Origin of the sequence: Serratia quinivorans, from assembly GCF_052113645.1 — a bacterium.
Classification (GTDB): Bacteria; Pseudomonadota; Gammaproteobacteria; order Enterobacterales; family Enterobacteriaceae; genus Serratia; species Serratia quinivorans_B.
Window position 1 is genome coordinate 179143 of the sequence record NZ_JBIEIU010000004.1, and the last position, 14994, is coordinate 194136.

Annotated in this window: 16 protein-coding genes; 8 read left to right on the forward strand and 8 right to left on the reverse strand. The window is 57.6% G+C overall.

The genetic code is table 11. The features are described from left to right. Positions 1–35 precede the first annotated feature (35 nt). Entirely contained in the window at positions 36–968 is a 933-nt protein-coding gene (gene osmF / locus ACGS9J_RS10040) for a glycine betaine ABC transporter substrate-binding protein OsmF (protein WP_442230780.1), read from the reverse strand. 29 nt (positions 969–997) lie between these two features. Continuing rightward, the gene (locus ACGS9J_RS10045) at positions 998–2065 is read right to left on the reverse strand and encodes a fatty acid desaturase (RefSeq protein WP_442230781.1); all 1068 of its coding nucleotides are present in this window, start codon (positions 2063–2065) and stop codon (positions 998–1000) included. A 240-nt stretch (positions 2066–2305) separates the two neighbouring features. On the opposite strand from ACGS9J_RS10045, the gene nudI reads away from it, so the two are divergent. After that, positions 2306–2731 (forward strand): nucleoside triphosphatase NudI, encoded by a 426-nt coding sequence (gene nudI / locus ACGS9J_RS10050; RefSeq protein WP_442230782.1) that lies wholly within the window; start codon positions 2306–2308, stop codon positions 2729–2731. Between the two features lie 136 nt (positions 2732–2867). Here nudI and ACGS9J_RS10055 read toward each other — a convergent pair whose 3' ends face one another. Beyond that, a complete protein-coding gene (locus ACGS9J_RS10055; RefSeq protein ID WP_442230783.1) occupies positions 2868–3776 on the reverse strand; it encodes a LysR family transcriptional regulator in 909 nt (302 codons plus the stop codon). A 142-nt stretch (positions 3777–3918) separates the two neighbouring features. On the opposite strand from ACGS9J_RS10055, the gene ACGS9J_RS10060 reads away from it, so the two are divergent. Genes ACGS9J_RS10060 through ACGS9J_RS10070 form a run of 3 tightly spaced genes read left to right on the forward strand, consistent with a single transcriptional unit; the run spans position 3919 to position 7049 of the window. Further along, positions 3919–4563 (forward strand): hydrolase, encoded by a 645-nt coding sequence (locus ACGS9J_RS10060; RefSeq protein WP_442230784.1) that lies wholly within the window; start codon positions 3919–3921, stop codon positions 4561–4563. Positions 4564–4610: 47 nt separating this feature from the next. After that, on the forward strand, positions 4611–5156 hold the full coding sequence (locus tag ACGS9J_RS10065; protein WP_442230785.1) for an antibiotic biosynthesis monooxygenase: 546 nt from the start codon (positions 4611–4613) through the stop codon (positions 5154–5156). A gap of 21 nt (positions 5157–5177) precedes the next feature. After that, entirely contained in the window at positions 5178–7049 is a 1872-nt protein-coding gene (locus tag ACGS9J_RS10070) for an amidohydrolase (protein WP_442230786.1), read from the forward strand. A gap of 104 nt (positions 7050–7153) precedes the next feature. Here the strand turns inward: ACGS9J_RS10070 and ACGS9J_RS10075 are convergent, their stop codons facing one another. From ACGS9J_RS10075 to ACGS9J_RS10085, 3 genes are all read right to left on the reverse strand, one after another. Then, positions 7154–8284, reverse strand: a complete 1131-nt coding sequence (locus ACGS9J_RS10075; RefSeq protein WP_442230787.1) for a Gfo/Idh/MocA family protein — start codon at positions 8282–8284, stop codon at positions 7154–7156. Between the two features lie 238 nt (positions 8285–8522). Further along, positions 8523–9146: a glutathione S-transferase family protein gene (locus ACGS9J_RS10080; protein ID WP_442230788.1), complete on the reverse strand. Its 624-nt coding sequence runs from the start codon at positions 9144–9146 to the stop codon at positions 8523–8525. Further along, the gene (locus tag ACGS9J_RS10085; RefSeq protein WP_442230789.1) at positions 9147–9332 is read right to left on the reverse strand and encodes a DUF1127 domain-containing protein; all 186 of its coding nucleotides are present in this window, start codon (positions 9330–9332) and stop codon (positions 9147–9149) included. A gap of 178 nt (positions 9333–9510) precedes the next feature. Here ACGS9J_RS10085 and ACGS9J_RS10090 point away from each other — a divergent pair, with 178 nt between their 5' ends. The 3 genes from ACGS9J_RS10090 to ACGS9J_RS10100 all read left to right on the forward strand — a co-directional run bounded on the left by ACGS9J_RS10090 (position 9511) and on the right by ACGS9J_RS10100 (position 12689). Further along, the gene (locus tag ACGS9J_RS10090) at positions 9511–10974 is read left to right on the forward strand and encodes an aminotransferase-like domain-containing protein (protein ID WP_442230790.1); all 1464 of its coding nucleotides are present in this window, start codon (positions 9511–9513) and stop codon (positions 10972–10974) included. Positions 10975–10982: 8 nt separating this feature from the next. Further along, positions 10983–12008 (forward strand): AraC family transcriptional regulator, encoded by a 1026-nt coding sequence (locus ACGS9J_RS10095; RefSeq protein WP_442230791.1) that lies wholly within the window; start codon positions 10983–10985, stop codon positions 12006–12008. Positions 12009–12188: 180 nt separating this feature from the next. After that, positions 12189–12689 carry a DUF523 domain-containing protein gene (locus ACGS9J_RS10100; RefSeq protein WP_442230792.1) on the forward strand — a complete coding sequence of 167 codons (501 nt, stop codon included), beginning with the start codon at positions 12189–12191 and terminating at the stop codon, positions 12687–12689. On the opposite strand, the gene ACGS9J_RS10105 is transcribed toward ACGS9J_RS10100, so the two are convergent. Continuing rightward, positions 12686–13102, reverse strand: coding sequence for an NUDIX hydrolase (locus tag ACGS9J_RS10105; protein ID WP_442230940.1), 417 nt, complete (start codon positions 13100–13102; stop codon positions 12686–12688). The genes ACGS9J_RS10100 and ACGS9J_RS10105 overlap by 4 nt on opposite strands. A 103-nt stretch (positions 13103–13205) precedes the next feature. Here ACGS9J_RS10105 and sseA point away from each other — a divergent pair, with 103 nt between their 5' ends. Continuing rightward, on the forward strand, positions 13206–14051 hold the full coding sequence (gene sseA / locus ACGS9J_RS10110) for a 3-mercaptopyruvate sulfurtransferase (protein WP_442230941.1): 846 nt from the start codon (positions 13206–13208) through the stop codon (positions 14049–14051). On the opposite strand, the gene ACGS9J_RS10115 is transcribed toward sseA, so the two are convergent. Then, a complete protein-coding gene (locus ACGS9J_RS10115) occupies positions 14048–14917 on the reverse strand; it encodes a LysR substrate-binding domain-containing protein (protein WP_442230793.1) in 870 nt (289 codons plus the stop codon). The genes sseA and ACGS9J_RS10115 overlap by 4 nt on opposite strands. Positions 14918–14994: the final 77 nt, after the last annotated feature.

A 14994-nucleotide genomic window follows, 5' to 3' on the forward strand; every position in this document is an offset into this window, starting at 1 on the left:
CCCCCTCTCCCACAGGGAAAGGGGGAGCATCAGCGCTATCCCTTAACCCATCCTTTTTCTTTCAGATAAGCAGCCGCAACCTGTTTGGCATCCTGACCTTCCACCGCGATCTGCGCATTGAGTTTTTGCAGCGTCGGGCCGTCCAGCGAGGCAAATACCGGTTTCAGCAATTCGGCGATATTGGCGTGCTGTTTCAGCGCGGCCTCACGAATAATCGGTGCCGGTGCATAAATCGGCTGCACCCCTTTTGGATCTTCCAGGGTTTGCAGCCCCAATGCCGCTACCGGGCCATCGGTGCCGTAAGCCATGGCCGCATTCACGCCGGAGGTTTGCTCCGCCGCGGCTTTGATGGTCACCGCCGTGTCACCGCCGGCCAACGACAGCAACTGGTCCTGATTAAGCTTAAAACCATAGGCATTCTGGAATGCCGGCAAGGCGTCCGGGCGTTCGATAAACTCCGCCGAGGCCGCCAGCTTGAACTTGCCGCCGCCGTTGATCCACTTGCCCAGGTCAGCCAGCGTTTTCAGGTGGTTGGCGTCCGCCACGTCCTGACGGATGGCTATAGTCCAGGTATTGTTGGCCGGCGAGGCATCCAGCCAGACAATTTTGTTCTTGTCGTAATCGAGTTTTTTGACCTTCTCGAACCCGGCCTGGGCGTTCTTCCACGCAGGGTCTTTTTCATCAGAGAAGAAAAATGCGCCGTTACCGGTGTATTCCGGGTAGATGTCAATTTCGCCGGAGGTGATCGCCCCGCGCAGCACCTTGGTGGTGCCGAGCTGTAATTTGTTGGTGGTTTTGATGCCGTTGGATTCCAGCACCTGCACGATGATGTTGCCCAGCAGCGAGCCTTCGGTATCAATTTTAGAGCCCACGCGCACCGTGTCGGCCGCCTGCGCCACACCAACGCTCGCGGCGAGCAAACTCAGCGCCAAAGCGAAAACACGACCACGTAATGGGGTGATTGCCATACTTTTTCCTCTTGTTGTGTATTTTCCGGCTATTTGGCCAGATCGATTGGAAAATCCTGAGACGTGCGCTTCCATCGCACAATAAATGTCTCCGCCGGCCAGGCTTCATTTTCGCCCTGTACTTCCCTTGGCGACTCGCCGGCGTAAAACGGATGAACCTCAACGGCGACTGGGGTAAACGCATATTCACTGACCCATTGGCCATAGCCCTGCACCACAAATCCCTGACTGCGTTGCTGGTAAGCACTGCGCTCCGCCAGATACGCCTGCCGTAAACCGTACCACGGCAAGCCGGGGAGATCATGGTGAACTAAATGATAGTTCAGATTGAGAAACAGCAGCCGCCACGGCCAACCCGCCTCATTAATAATAGAACGTGCCTGCGGAGCTTCAACGGCACGATGCTCAAAAAACGATCTCACCTTGGTCAGCGCCAACGCTGGATAGCCGATCGCCAGCAGGTAAAACACCGCCCCAATCCCATGCTGCTCCAGCCAATTCAGCACCGCCGCCAACAACAGCAGGTGCACCAACCACATCACCAGGGTGCGCCATTCACCGGCGGCAATCGCTTTCAAGGCATTAACCCCTGTCGCGACGATATCCAGCGCCGGGCCAAATACAATCCGCCCGCTCAGCGTATTGCGCACCTTGGCCAACAACGGAAACAATCTGGGATAACGCTGCCACTGCGCCTGGCTAAAGTAATAACTTTCGGGATCTTCATGCGGGTCGGTCAGATGTTCATTACGGTGATGCTGAATATGCGAATCGCGATACAGCCCATAGGGATACCAGACTGCCAGCGGCAGCAGACCAAACAGTTGATTGATGCGAGGCCAACGCGTCGGATGACCGTGGATCAATTCATGCTGTAATGACATATACCAGGTGGCCAGCAAAATCAGCAGCGGCGCCCCCAACCACGGCCCCAGCGTGTGCCAGTAGTGCACCACACCCAACCAACCGCCGTAGACCGCCGCCATAATGCCCCAGGTCGGCAGTTCGCATCGCCAGTACCAGCGCTGGTTAAGCTGCTGGATCCAGCTGCGTTGGGCGGAATGCAAATAGTGGCTGTGGCTTTTGGCAGAGGACATGCGGCGGCTCGCTGTGGATGATTTTCCTCAGTATCTGCGAGCAACAGAGGCGCTCAAAATAACGAAAGCGGTAAAGCAAAGTTAAAAATCAGCTATTTATGCCGCTTTTATTGATGGCGCTCCCATTATCGCGCGTTCATTGAATTCAACTCCGTCCGCCAGCAGCGATTGCTGGTAAGATCCGAGTCGAAAAGCCTTTGCCCACGTTAGCAATAAAAATTCGTCACATCAGGAGGTTACATGCGTCAAAGGATCATCGTCTGCCCGATTATTGAAAATAATGGCGAGTATTTACTGTGTAAAATGGCCGATGACCGCGGTGTTTTTCCCGGCCAGTGGGCATTGTCCGGCGGAGGTATGGAGCCAGGAGAGACGATGGAGGAAGCTCTCCGTCGTGAGATCAGGGAAGAATTGGGTGATGCACTGCAGATCACCCATATTGCCCCCTGGACTTTCAGGGATGATGTTCGTATCAAGACTTATCCTGATGGGACAAAAGAACCAATCTACATGCTGTATCTGATCTTCGATTGCGTGAGTGCCAATCGTCAGATCACCTTCAATGAAGAGTTTCAGGAAGTTGCCTGGATCCAGCCCGACAAGATAGGTGAACTTGACCTCAATGAGGCCACTCGTATCACCTTTGCGCAGAAGGGTATTTTGTAACTCGCACTTTGCTTACCGCATCATGGTATCCGATGCGGTAAGTCATCGGCATCAGGGAACAAAATCCAGCACCGTACTGTGGAATAGCGCGTACTCGGTCTGATTAGCCATTTTCGGCAGAGCACTAAGCGCAACATCAGTGTGCCGGGTACACCTCCCCGGCATTGGCATATTGTTGTAAACGTTCACGCCACCATTGGGACGCCAGCCCGGCGTTGTTCTCTCGCCAGCCAAAATAGGCGGCGTCGCTAAAGCGCTCTGATTCGACGTTTTTCGCTACCAGTTCACCACTTTTCAGGTAAGGTTCGGCCAGGTAACGTGGCAAGTAACCACAGCCAAGGCCGCTGAGCTGCGCCCGTAACTTGGCGTCGAAGCCGAATACCGTCAAGGTGTCCTGCTCTTCCAGAATATTCAGGTTCTGCGGCGCATTTACCCGTGAAGTATCACGCACCACGACCGCCCGATGCCGGCGGATCTCCGCCTTCGGCAAGGGTTCCGCCATCGTCGCCAGCGGGTGTTGCGGCGCTACGGCAAACACGTAGTTCAACCGCCCCAACGGACTAAAAGCATAGCCTACCCGCGACGGGGGTTCGCAAATCGCGCCAACAATAATATCCGCACAGCCATAAACCAGCGACTCCCAGGATCCCGCCAGCACTTCATGGCTAAAACGCAGCCGGGTATGGTGATTGTGTTGGTAGAACTCTTCAATCAGCGGCAACAGGCGTTCAAATGGAAATGAAGCATCGATGCCGAGCGTGATCTCACTTTCCCAGCCGTTTTCCACATAGCGCGCCTGCTGCTCCAAATCCTGCGCGGCACGCAACAATACCCGCCCCTTTTCCAACATCAACTTGCCGGTATCGGTAAATTTTGCCCGATGGCCGGAGCGATCCAGCAGGGTGATATCGAGATCGTTCTCCAGTTTCTGCACCATATAGCTCAGCGCCGACGGCGTTTTGAACAGCACTGCGGCCGCGGCCGCAAAGGAACCGTGTCGGTCGAGCGCATCCAAAATCAGCAACGCTTCCAGGTTTAATCTCATCGCTCCCCCTCCGTGTATAAAAAAACTCAACAAGACGGCAAAAATTCTGCGCTATCTTTGAAATTGGCCCCTGCCTACCATGCGGTTTATCGGCGTTACATTCACCCGTTGTTAAACCGAAGTATCACTGGGAAGGTAAATAATGTCTAAATTTCAATTGCTTGACAAAAACAACTCTGCGCTAATTTTCATTGACCACCAACCACAAATGGCTTTTGGCGTGGCCAATATTGATCGCCAGCAGCTGAAAAACAACGTGGTTGGTCTGGCCAAAGCCGGCAAGATTTTTAATGTTCCTACCCTTTTCACCTCTGTTGAAACCGAAAGCTTTAGCGGCTACATCTGGCCGGAATTGCTGGCGGTTCACCCTGAAATGACCCCGATTGAACGTACTTCGATGAACTCCTGGGAAGACGCCGCCTTTGTGAAAGCGGTTGAAGCCACCGGCCGTAAAAAACTGGTGATCTCCGCGCTGTGGACCGAAGTATGCCTGACTTTCCCGGCGCTGATGGCACTCGAGGCCGGCTATGAAGTTTACGTGGTCACCGATACTTCCGGCGGCACCTCGGTTGACGCGCATGAGCGTTCTATCGATCGCATGGTGCAAGCCGGTGCCATCCCGGTCACCTGGCAACAGGTGTTGCTGGAGTATCAACGTGACTGGGCGCGCAAAGAGACTTACGACGCGGTGATGGAACTGGTACGCGAACACAGCGGTGCTTACGGTATGGGCGTTGACTACGCTTACACCATGGTACATCACGCTCCGGCGCGCGTGGCGAAATAAACCTTAACCCCGGCTACTTCGCCGGGGTTTCTTTGGAGTCGGTTCCTATGGCCCACCCGCAGCATGTCACGTTAGTCATCACTCACCATTTGGCCCCCGGGCAGGAACAGGCCTATGAGGCCTGGCTGAAACGCATTATGCCCGAGGCCGCCAACTTTGCCGGTCATCTCGGCGTTGACGTGATCCGCCCCAGCGGTAATGAACAGGCCTACACCATACTGGTGCGCTTTGACAACCTCGACAATCTGTCCCAGTGGGTGAACTCACCGCTGCGCAAACGCTATATCGAGGAAGTTTCACCGCTGCTGCTGGAGAGCGACAGCATTGAAATTCGGCCCGGTGCGGAATTCTGGTTCACACCGCCGAGTGCCACCACCCGCCAGCCTGCCAAATGGAAACAGTTTTTGATCACCCTGCTGGTGATTTTCCCCTCCACCAATCTGGTGCCCTGGTTCTGGGGCAAGCTGTTGCCACAACTGAACGGCACGCTGAGCGGCCACTTTCTCAATGACGCCACCGTAGTCGCTCTGGTGGTTTTCCTCTGGATGCCGATCGTGACACGCGTATTTCATCAATGGCTCATCCGCCGTTAGGCGGCCTGCCGGGAGAACGTTATGAGTAATCCTGCTTCCCTGATTATCACCAACGGTAAATTTCACACGGTCGATCGCGAGGCACCTACCGCCCAGGCGGTGGCTATCCGCGACGGTAAATTCCTCGCCGTCGGCAGTGAAAACGACGTTATGCAACACGCGGGGCCTGAAACTCAGGTGATTGACCTGCACGGCCACACCGCCGTCCCCGGCCTCAACGACTCGCACCTGCACCTGATCCGCGGCGGCCTGAACTACAACCTGGAGCTGCGCTGGGAAGGTGTACCGTCGCTGGCCGATGCGCTACGCATGCTGAAGGAACAGGCGCTGCGCACCCCCAGCCCACAGTGGGTTCGGGTGGTCGGCGGCTGGACCGAATTCCAGTTTGCTGAACGCCGGATGCCAACGCTGGACGAAATCAATCAGGCGGCCCCAGACACCCCGGTGTTTATCCTTCACCTGTACGACCGCGCCTTGCTCAACCGCGCGGCGCTGAAAGTGGTGGGTTACACCAAGGACACACCAAACCCGCCGGGTGGCGAAATTCAGCGTGACGGCAACGGCAACCCGACCGGTATGCTGATTGCCAAGCCTAACGCCATGATCCTGTACGCTACCCTGGCGAAAGGCCCCAAATTGCCACTGGAGCAGCAGGTCAACTCGACCCGTCAATTTATGCGCGAGCTGAATCGCCTTGGTCTGACCAGCGCCATCGACGCCGGCGGCGGCTTCCAGAACTATCCTGATGACTATCAGGTGATCTCCGAGCTGCACGAGAAGCAACAACTGACCCTGCGTATCGCCTACAACCTGTTCACCCAGCGACCCAAGCAGGAGCTGGAGGATTTCCAACTGTGGACCGACATGCTGAAACCGGGCCAGGGCACCGACTTTTACCGTCATAACGGCGCCGGCGAGATGCTGGTATTTTCCGCCGCCGACTTCGAGGATTTCCTGCAGCCGCGTCCGGACCTGCCGGAAGGTACGGAAGACGAGCTCGAGCGCGTGGTGCGTCATCTGGTCGAGCACCGCTGGCCATTCCGCCTGCATGCCACCTACGACGAATCCATCAGCCGCATGCTGAACGTCTTCGAAAAAGTGAACCGCGAGATCCCGTTTAACGGCCTGCACTGGATCTTCGACCATGCGGAAACCATCTCCGAGCGTAATATCGAGCGGGTAAAAGCGTTGGGCGGCGGCATTGCCGTGCAGCACCGCATGGCCTTCCAGGGGGAATACTTTGCCGAACGTTACGGCAAGGAAGCCACCCAACAGACACCGCCGGTGGCGAAAATGTTGGCGGCCGAGCTGCCGGTCGGGTTGGGCACCGACGCCACCCGCGTGGCCAGTTACAATCCGTGGACCGCACTCTACTGGCTGGTTTCCGGCCGTACCGTCGGCGGTATGGCGATGTACGATGACCAGGCGCGGTTGGATCGCGAAACGGCTTTGATGCTGTGGACGCAGGGTAGCGCCTGGTTCTCTACCGAACAGGGTAAAAAAGGGCAGATTAAGGTCGGGCAACTGGCGGATTTGGCCGTGCTGTCGCAAGACTATTTCAGCGTACCCGAGGAGCAGATAAAGGGGATTGAATCGGTGATGACCCTGGTGGACGGCAAGGTGGTTTACGCCGCCGGGAGCTTCTCATCGCTGGCGCCACCGGCGATACCGGTGCTGCCGGACTGGTCGCCGGTCACTCAGGTGCCGGGGCATTATCGCTCTGCACCGCCTTCGGCCGCGACCCGGACCGGGGTACTGAGTCAGGCGCACCAGTGCTGCGGCCCCTGTGGGGTGCACGCGCATCAGCATGATGTCGCCCGCCGATCCAGCATTCCAATCTCGGACGATAACGCCTTCTGGGGGGCCTTCGGCTGTTCTTGCTTTGCCTTTTGATTGCCAGGCTAGCAACTTGATAACTTATTAAGTTGCTAGCCAATTAACTTATTGGCCCACTAAACTCTGACGTTGTTAACTGATGAACGTCAGAGTTTATTTCGTCAGTCGCGATTGATTTCCAGCCAACGCCGCTGTTCGGCGGAAGCGGCAATCGCATCCAGCACGCACGACACTTTCCAGCCTTCTTCAAAATCCGGCCACATGCGATCACCGGCGGCAATGCCGTTAACCAAATCGCGGATCTCCACCGTTTTCTGATCGTTAAAACCGATACCGTGCCCGGCGCTAATACAGAAGGCGGCGTAATCCGGGTGTTTTGGCCCCACCAGCAGCGTTTTGAATCCCTGGCGCTCCGCCGGTTCGTCGTGACGATACAGCTTCAGCTCCGCCATTCGCTCCTGGGTGTAACTCAACGTGCCCTTGGTTCCGGTGACCACGTAGGTCAGCCCCATTTTGCGCCCGCAGGCAATGCGTGAAGTCTCGATGGTGCCCATGGCGCCACCGGCAAAACGCACCAATGCGCTGGCCTGATCCTCGTTTTCAACCTGGTGCATCAGCGTGGGATCTTTCGCATCCGGGCGCTGTTTGATGATGGTCTGCATATCGCCGGAAACCGCCACGATGTCGCCCACCAGGTAATGCGCCATATTCACGATGTGCGCAGCCAAATCGCCCAGCGCGCCTAACCCGGCAGTCGCCTTGCGGCAGTGCCAGTCGATCGGCGTACGCGGATCGGCGAGGTAATCTTCGTTGTGCGTGCCGTAAAAATGCACCACTTCGCCAATTTCGCCGTTGGCGATAATTTCACGCGCCAGCTGGCTGGTCGGGTTCTTCATATAGTTGAAGCCCACCAGCGTTTTGACGCCTTTGGCACGGGCGGCCTGCACCATTTCAGCGGCGTCTTTGGCGTCCAGCGCCAGCGGTTTTTCAGAATAAACGTGTTTGCCGTGGCGAATCGCTTCCAGCGCCATCTCTTTATGCAGGAAGTTCGGGGCGCAGATATCCACCACATCAATAGCCGGATCCGCCACCAGTTGGCGCCAGTCAGCGGTCGAACGTGAGAAACCAAACTCCGCGGCGCGTTGCTGCGCCAGCTCCGGCGTCACTTCCGCCAGCATTTCCAACACCAGTTCCCCCTTCAGGGGAAATACCGTAGCAACCTGCGCATAAGCAATAGCGTGGCAGCGCCCAATGTAGCCGGTGCCAATTAAACCAACGCGTACCTGTTTCATCACCCTCTCCCGTTGCCTGTATCCATAACCTGGTCAGCGCGCCATTCAGTGAAACGCGCCATCTGCGATAAGGTTATATGAAATATAAATTTCAATAACAAGCCAGGAAGAAAATAAAATTCATATCCGTGATGCCGTTCATGAAACCATGCAGGCCGGAATGTAACGAGCTGCTCTGGTCATACGCGGCGGCACTTCATCAAAGGGGAGAATTCTAAAATGAATATTTTATTTCATCTCAGGGTAAACCGTTGGCACCATACAGCAAGAATCCCGGTCGCTGCTTCAGCCGCTGCAAATAAGCCTGCAGCCTCGGGTAATCCGGACGCGAGAAAGGCGTCATCAACCAACGATTAAGCGACAGCCCAATCACCACGTCCGCCAGGCTAAACGCGGCTCCGGCAACATAGGCGTGTCCCAGCGCCAAATGCTGTTCAAGCATGCCCATTAACCGGTTCCATTCTCGCTCGGCCGCCGCCAACCGCTCCTGATCCTGATAGGCGGCGTCCTGGCGAACTCGCGACATGAAAACGTAACGCCAGGCGTTGTTGAGATCGGTGGCCTGCCAGTCCATCCACATTTCTACCGCAGCCCGTGCGCCCGGTTCTATCGGCAACAGATCCTGACGCCCTTCCCGGCCCGCCAGATAACGGCAAATAGTGTTGGATTCCCACAGCACCCGCTCACCGTCGATCAACACCGGCACCAATCCATTGGGATTCAGTGCCAAAAACTCCGGCGTTTGCGTGGAACGAAAACCGCTGCCCCAATCTTCTCTGGTCAGCGGCAACGCCAGTTCATGGCTGGTCCACAATACCTTGCGCACATTGATCGATGAGGCCTTACCCAACAATTTCAACATTTATGTTCTCCAAAAAGGCTTGCGCCCTTCTTGCATTGCCTGCGCTCGTGATAAGCCAATATCCGCCAGTTGAGCCTCGTCCAACTGCAACAAAGCCGTTCGCGTACTGTAACGCTGCAAATACAACTGCCAAAGTGGAAATCTCGCCCGGCGCTGTACCGGTTCGCCCTCAACAGAAATGCTCATCACAGATCCTCTTTCGATTTGGCCACGAAACCTATGATGCTGATCGAGCGAAAAACAATACAGATTCAGGGCGGTGATATTTTTTCCATACAAAAGCTGTCTCTGCCTATCTGAATGGTCTAATTTAATCTCATCTGTACCGGTTTTTTCCTCAAGCGCTCTCACTTTGGGTATCTGTATGACACGCTACGCCACGCTGGCCGCGATCCTCAGCCAACGCATCGAACAGGGGCTCTATCCGGCCGGTGATCGTCTGCCGTCGGTCCGCACGCTGAGCCAGGAACATGGCGTCAGCATCAGCACGGTGCAACAGGCCTATCGGCTGTTGGAAGAGAGCCAATTGGTGGAGGCGCGCCCCAAATCGGGCTATTTCGTGCAGGGGCGACGCACCTTGGCTGAACTGCCCGCCGTCACCCGTCCGGTACAGCGCCCGGTGGATATTTCGCAGTGGGAGCAGGTACTGGAGCTGATCCGCAACAAACCGCGCGAAGATCTGATACAGCTCGGTCGCGGCATGCCGGATATCAGCGAACCGACGCTGAAACCGCTGACCAAAGCGCTGGGTCATACGGGCCGCCACGGCGATTTGCGCAGCCTGCACTACGACAGCATTCAGGGCGTGATGGGGTTACGCGAGCAAATTGCCCGCCTGCTGCTGGATTCCGGCTGCCAGATCAGCGCCGACCAGTTGGTGATCACCACCGGTTGCCACGAAGCGCTGTTCACCGGCCTGCGCGCCGTGTGCCAGCCGGGGGATATCGTGGCGGTGGATTCCCCCTGCTTTCACGGCACCATGCAAACGCTGAAAGGGCTGGGTATGAAAGCGCTGGAAATCCCTACCGATCCGCTGACCGGCATCAGCCTGGAGGCACTGGAATTGGCGCTGGAGCAGTGGCCGGTCAAGACCATTCTGTTAACCCCCAACTGCAATAATCCGTTGGGATATATCATGCCGGAGGCACGCAAACAGCGTTTACTGACGCTGGCGCAGCGCTACGATGTGACGATTATCGAGGACGACGTGTACGGTGATATTGCCTACCAGTATCCTCGCCCCCGCACCATCAAATCCTTCGATGAGGACGGGCGGGTGCTGCTGTGCAGCTCTTTTTCAAAAACGCTGGCGCCTGGCCTGCGCATCGGTTGGATTGCCCCTGGGCGTTATCTGGAACGCGTGTTGCACATGAAATATATCGGCACCGGCTCCACCGCCACTCAGCCGCAGCTGGCCATCGCCGAATTCATCCGTCACGGTCACTACCTGCAACACCTGCGGCGCATGCGTACCCGCTACCAGCAAAACCGGGACGTGATGACCGGTTGGATTATGAAATACTTCCCGCCAGGCACCCGCGTCAGCCAGCCACGCGGCGGCTTTATGCTGTGGATTGAGCTGGATGAAGAGTTCGATACCCTGCGGCTGAATCGCCATTTGGAGCAACAGGGTGTACAGATCGCCGTCGGCAGCATTTTTTCCGCCTCCGGCAAATACCGCAACTGCCTGCGCATCAACTATGCCCCCAAGCTGACGCCAGAGATTGAACAGGCGGTGCAGCGGGTCGGCGCGACGATCCACATGCTGATGCCGGCAAGCCTGGCGGAATGCGAAACCATGGCCGCGTTGGTGGCCGGCAAATCATAAGGATCACTATGAGCAGCGATCAAATCCCGGTCTCCAGCGCATTGGCCATACGCCTTAAGGTGCTGGGGGTGGATATTGAACAGCTTGGTCAACGGGCCGGTCTCCCCAGTGGGCTGCTCAGCCACGGGCGTGAAAAGGTCAAACTTTCCACCCGGCAGTTCTTTGATATCTGGCGCGCGCTGCCGCGCCTAACCGACGATGCCGCTTTTGGCCTGCGCCTCGGCAGTGACGTAGCGCCGGAGCATTACGATATCGCTTCAGTCGCGGCGCTGCATTCAGCCACGCTGGGGGAGGCCTTGCAAAAGGTCGCCCGCTATAAGCGCCTGGTGTGTCCGGAAGAACTGATGCTGACGGAAGACGGCGAGGCGGTGCGCTTGCACACCCACTGGACCATGGCCGAAGGTCATGCCCCCGAACTGTTGGTGGACGCCATGTTTGCGTCCATCACCACCCTTTGCCGTCGTGGCACCGGCATGGCGATCCAACCGAGGGCGATTGAGCTGACGCGGCACCACGATCCCGCTTCGCCGTTGCTGCGCCATTTTAGCTGCCCAATCCGCTTCGACGCACCGCTCGACGTTCTGGTGTTTGACCGTTCGCTGATGCAACAGCCTTTTATCACCTATAACCAGGACATGCTGGCCGTGCTGCTGCCCGGGCTGGAAGCCGAGTTGGCCAAGGTGCAGCAGGGTGACAATTTGCCCGCGCAGGTGATGGCGATCCTCACTCGCAGCATGCGCGGCCAACGTCCCAGCGTGAACAGCGTGGCCGCCGAACTGTACCTCAGCCCGCGTACCCTGCAGCGTCGTCTGCAGCAGCACGGCTACAGCTATCAGCAACTGTTGGATAAAACCCGCCACCGCACCGCCTGTCACCTACTGTCGGATACCGATCTGGAGCCCGGTGAAATTGCCTTTGTGCTCGGGTTCGAAGAACTGAATTCGTTTAGTCGTGCCTTTATGCAATGGGAATCGCAAACGCCGAACCGCTGGCGCAGCCAACGCGTGGCCAGTCGTCAGGAGAACAGAGGATGAAAGTGATAATATTCGGCGCCAGCGGCATGGTGGGTCAGGGCGCGAGACAAGGTTACACATCCTGGAGCCGGTGGATATTAATCGTCTGGCCCTGCCCTCGGCGAGCTGATTCTGCTATGTTAAAGCCGCGCGCGTGGGCCGCCTGTGCCACGCTTTCGCCACTGCGACAGAGACAGCCCCATGCCGTCAAAAATATTATTCAGCGCCTGCCTGGCCGGTTTTAAAGTTCGCTACAACGGTTCCGATAAGCCGTTGCCCCACCCCACCCTGCTGCGTTGGCAGCGCGAAGGTCGTTTGGTGGTTTGCTGCCCGGAACTGGCCGCCGGTTTCTCCACCCCACGTCCCTCTGCAGAAATCACCCCGGCCGCCGAAGGTGCCACGGTGCTCGCCCAACGGGCACGGGTTATCGAAGTCAGCGGCGGTGACGTCACCGACAACTATCTGCTTGGCGCTCACCTGGCGCTGGAAACGGCACGGCGGCACGGCTGTCGCTTTGCCTTGCTCACCGACGGCAGCCCTTCTTGCGGCAGTCAATTGATCTACGACGGTTCTTTCAGCGGCCAGACCAAGCCCGGCAGCGGGGTTACCGCCGAGCTGCTGCGCCAAAATGGGATTGAGGTCTTTTCCGACCGTCAGTTGGATGCGCTGATCGCCCGGGTTGCTGCCGTGGAACCACCTTAGCGCCGCAGATGCTCCGCCAGCCGTTGCTGCAGGTGCGAGATGCCCTGCGGGTGATGGATAAAGCGGTCGATGGCCATCATTTGCCAGTGCTGTCCTTCATCGCCAAAGCGAATGGCGGCAATCTGCTGCGGGGTGATTTCGCCCAGCATAAACCAGGTCGGCGGATACCCGGTCAAAATGCCGTCGTAGCGTTGTTGGCGATGCACCTGTCCCGCATCAATCCGCAGGCCAAACTCCTCCAGCGTTTCCCGCTGCACGCATTGCAACGGCGTTTCATCGCCTTCGCGCCCGCCACCGGGCAGATCCCAGCAGCCAGGCCACGGAATGCCAGGTTTGTCGTCACGCTGATAAGTCAGCAAGCTGTCGCCGCACAACAGCGCGATTTTTGCGCCGCCAAACTGCTTATCCGTCATCCCGTCAGGTCCCCGTTCGCGCCATTGAACGAACATCTTACCTCATCCGTCTGCATGCTGGTGTATAGTGAAAATCCGTTTTCACCACAGGCGAACAATGACGATGAACTCTCCGTTTCTGGTTACTCCCCAATGGCTTGCACAACATATCAACGATGAAAATCTGGTCGTGGTCGATGTCAGAATGTCTCCGGTCGGCCTGGTACCGAAAAAAGATATGCTGGCCGAATTTGAACACGGCCATATCCCGGGCGCGGTGTACTTCGATATCGATGACGTCGCGGACAAAAACACCGATCTGCCCCATATGCTGCCCACGGCGGAAGCCTTCAGCGCGGCGGCGGGCAAGTTGGGCATTAGCGATCAACAGACCATTGTGTTCTATGACGAGGGCAATCAGTTCTCTGCCCCGCGCGGCTGGTGGACCTTCCGTAACTTTGGCGCACGGCAGGTTTATGTGCTGGACGAAGGCCTGAACGGCTGGACTGCCCTGGGCCAACCGCTGGAAACCGGCGCAGCGCAACGCACGCCGCGCACTTTCAACGCCCGCTTCAATGCGGACGCGGTGGTCGATATGCAGCAGGTTGAGCAGGCGCTGAATACGCAAGTGCAGATCCTCGACGCACGCGCCGCGCCCCGTTTTTACGCTGAAGCGCCAGAACCGCGCCCGGGCCTGCATCGCGGCCATATTCCCGGCAGCATCAATATTCCTTACGGCGAACTGCTGGAAAACGGCCGCTTCAAATCGCTGGAAGCCCTCAAGAAAACCTTCAGCGACAAGGGCGTCAATATCGATGGGCCTATCATCACCAGTTGCGGTTCCGGCGTGACGGCCGCGGTGCTGGCTTTCGGCCTGCTGTCGCTTGATGCACAGCAGGTGAAACTGTATGACGGCGCCTGGAGCGAATGGGGTGCGTTGAGCGGCAACCAGCCGATCGAGCAAGACTAATCTGTGATCCTGTCGGTCACGATCTGCGCCAGCCGCTGAATAGCCGCAGAGGGATTTTCTTCTGCACGATGCAACACCACGCCGAGCGGGCTCAACGCCGGTAACACGCCGGGCGGCAGACGGGACAATCCCGACGGCAGCCCGGCGTCGGTGCGCACCGTCACCCCCAGCCCGGCACTGACGGCGGCCCAGACGCCATTCAGGCTGCGGCTGGTAAAGGCGATACGCCACGCAATACCGGCGCGATCCAGCGCCTGGGTCGCTGCGCTGCGCATCAGGCAGGGAGCGTCAAACATCACCAGCGGCAACGGCTCATCCCCACTGCACCAGGGCGTCAGATCAAAATCGGGCGAGGCGATCCAGTGCATTTGCCTTTGTCCCAGCGCCTGATGAAACGGCGTACTGCTCCCCCCGTCCCACGCCAGCGACAAATCCAGTTGCCCTTTCAACACCCAGTCGATCAGCTCCGCATTGCGAGCGATGCGCGCTTCGATACGCACTCGCGGATGCGCGCGGGCGAAACTGCCCAACACCTGCGGCAAAAAGGTTTCCCCAAAATCCTCCTGCAACCCTAACCGTACCGTGCCGTGCAGATCCAATCCGCGCACCGCCGCAGCGGCCTCATCGTTCAGTTCCAGCAAGCGGCGAGCGTAAGCCAGCAAGGTTTCGCCGGCTTCGGTCATCACCATGTTGCGCCCAACCTTGCGCAGAATGGGGGTGCCGACCTGTTGCTCCAGCTTTTTCAGGTGCGCGCTGACCGCCGAGGTTGAGCGCCCCAGCCGTTCTGCCGCTTTAGCGAAACTACCCAGTTCAATGCCGGTAACGTAACTGCGCAGATCCTCGAGATCAAAGGTGACACGTCCCATTCTGACCGTCCTGTTTTTAAGAACCATTAATCAAAATAATACCGATATTGCTAACAAATATGGTGTGCCATGCTAAA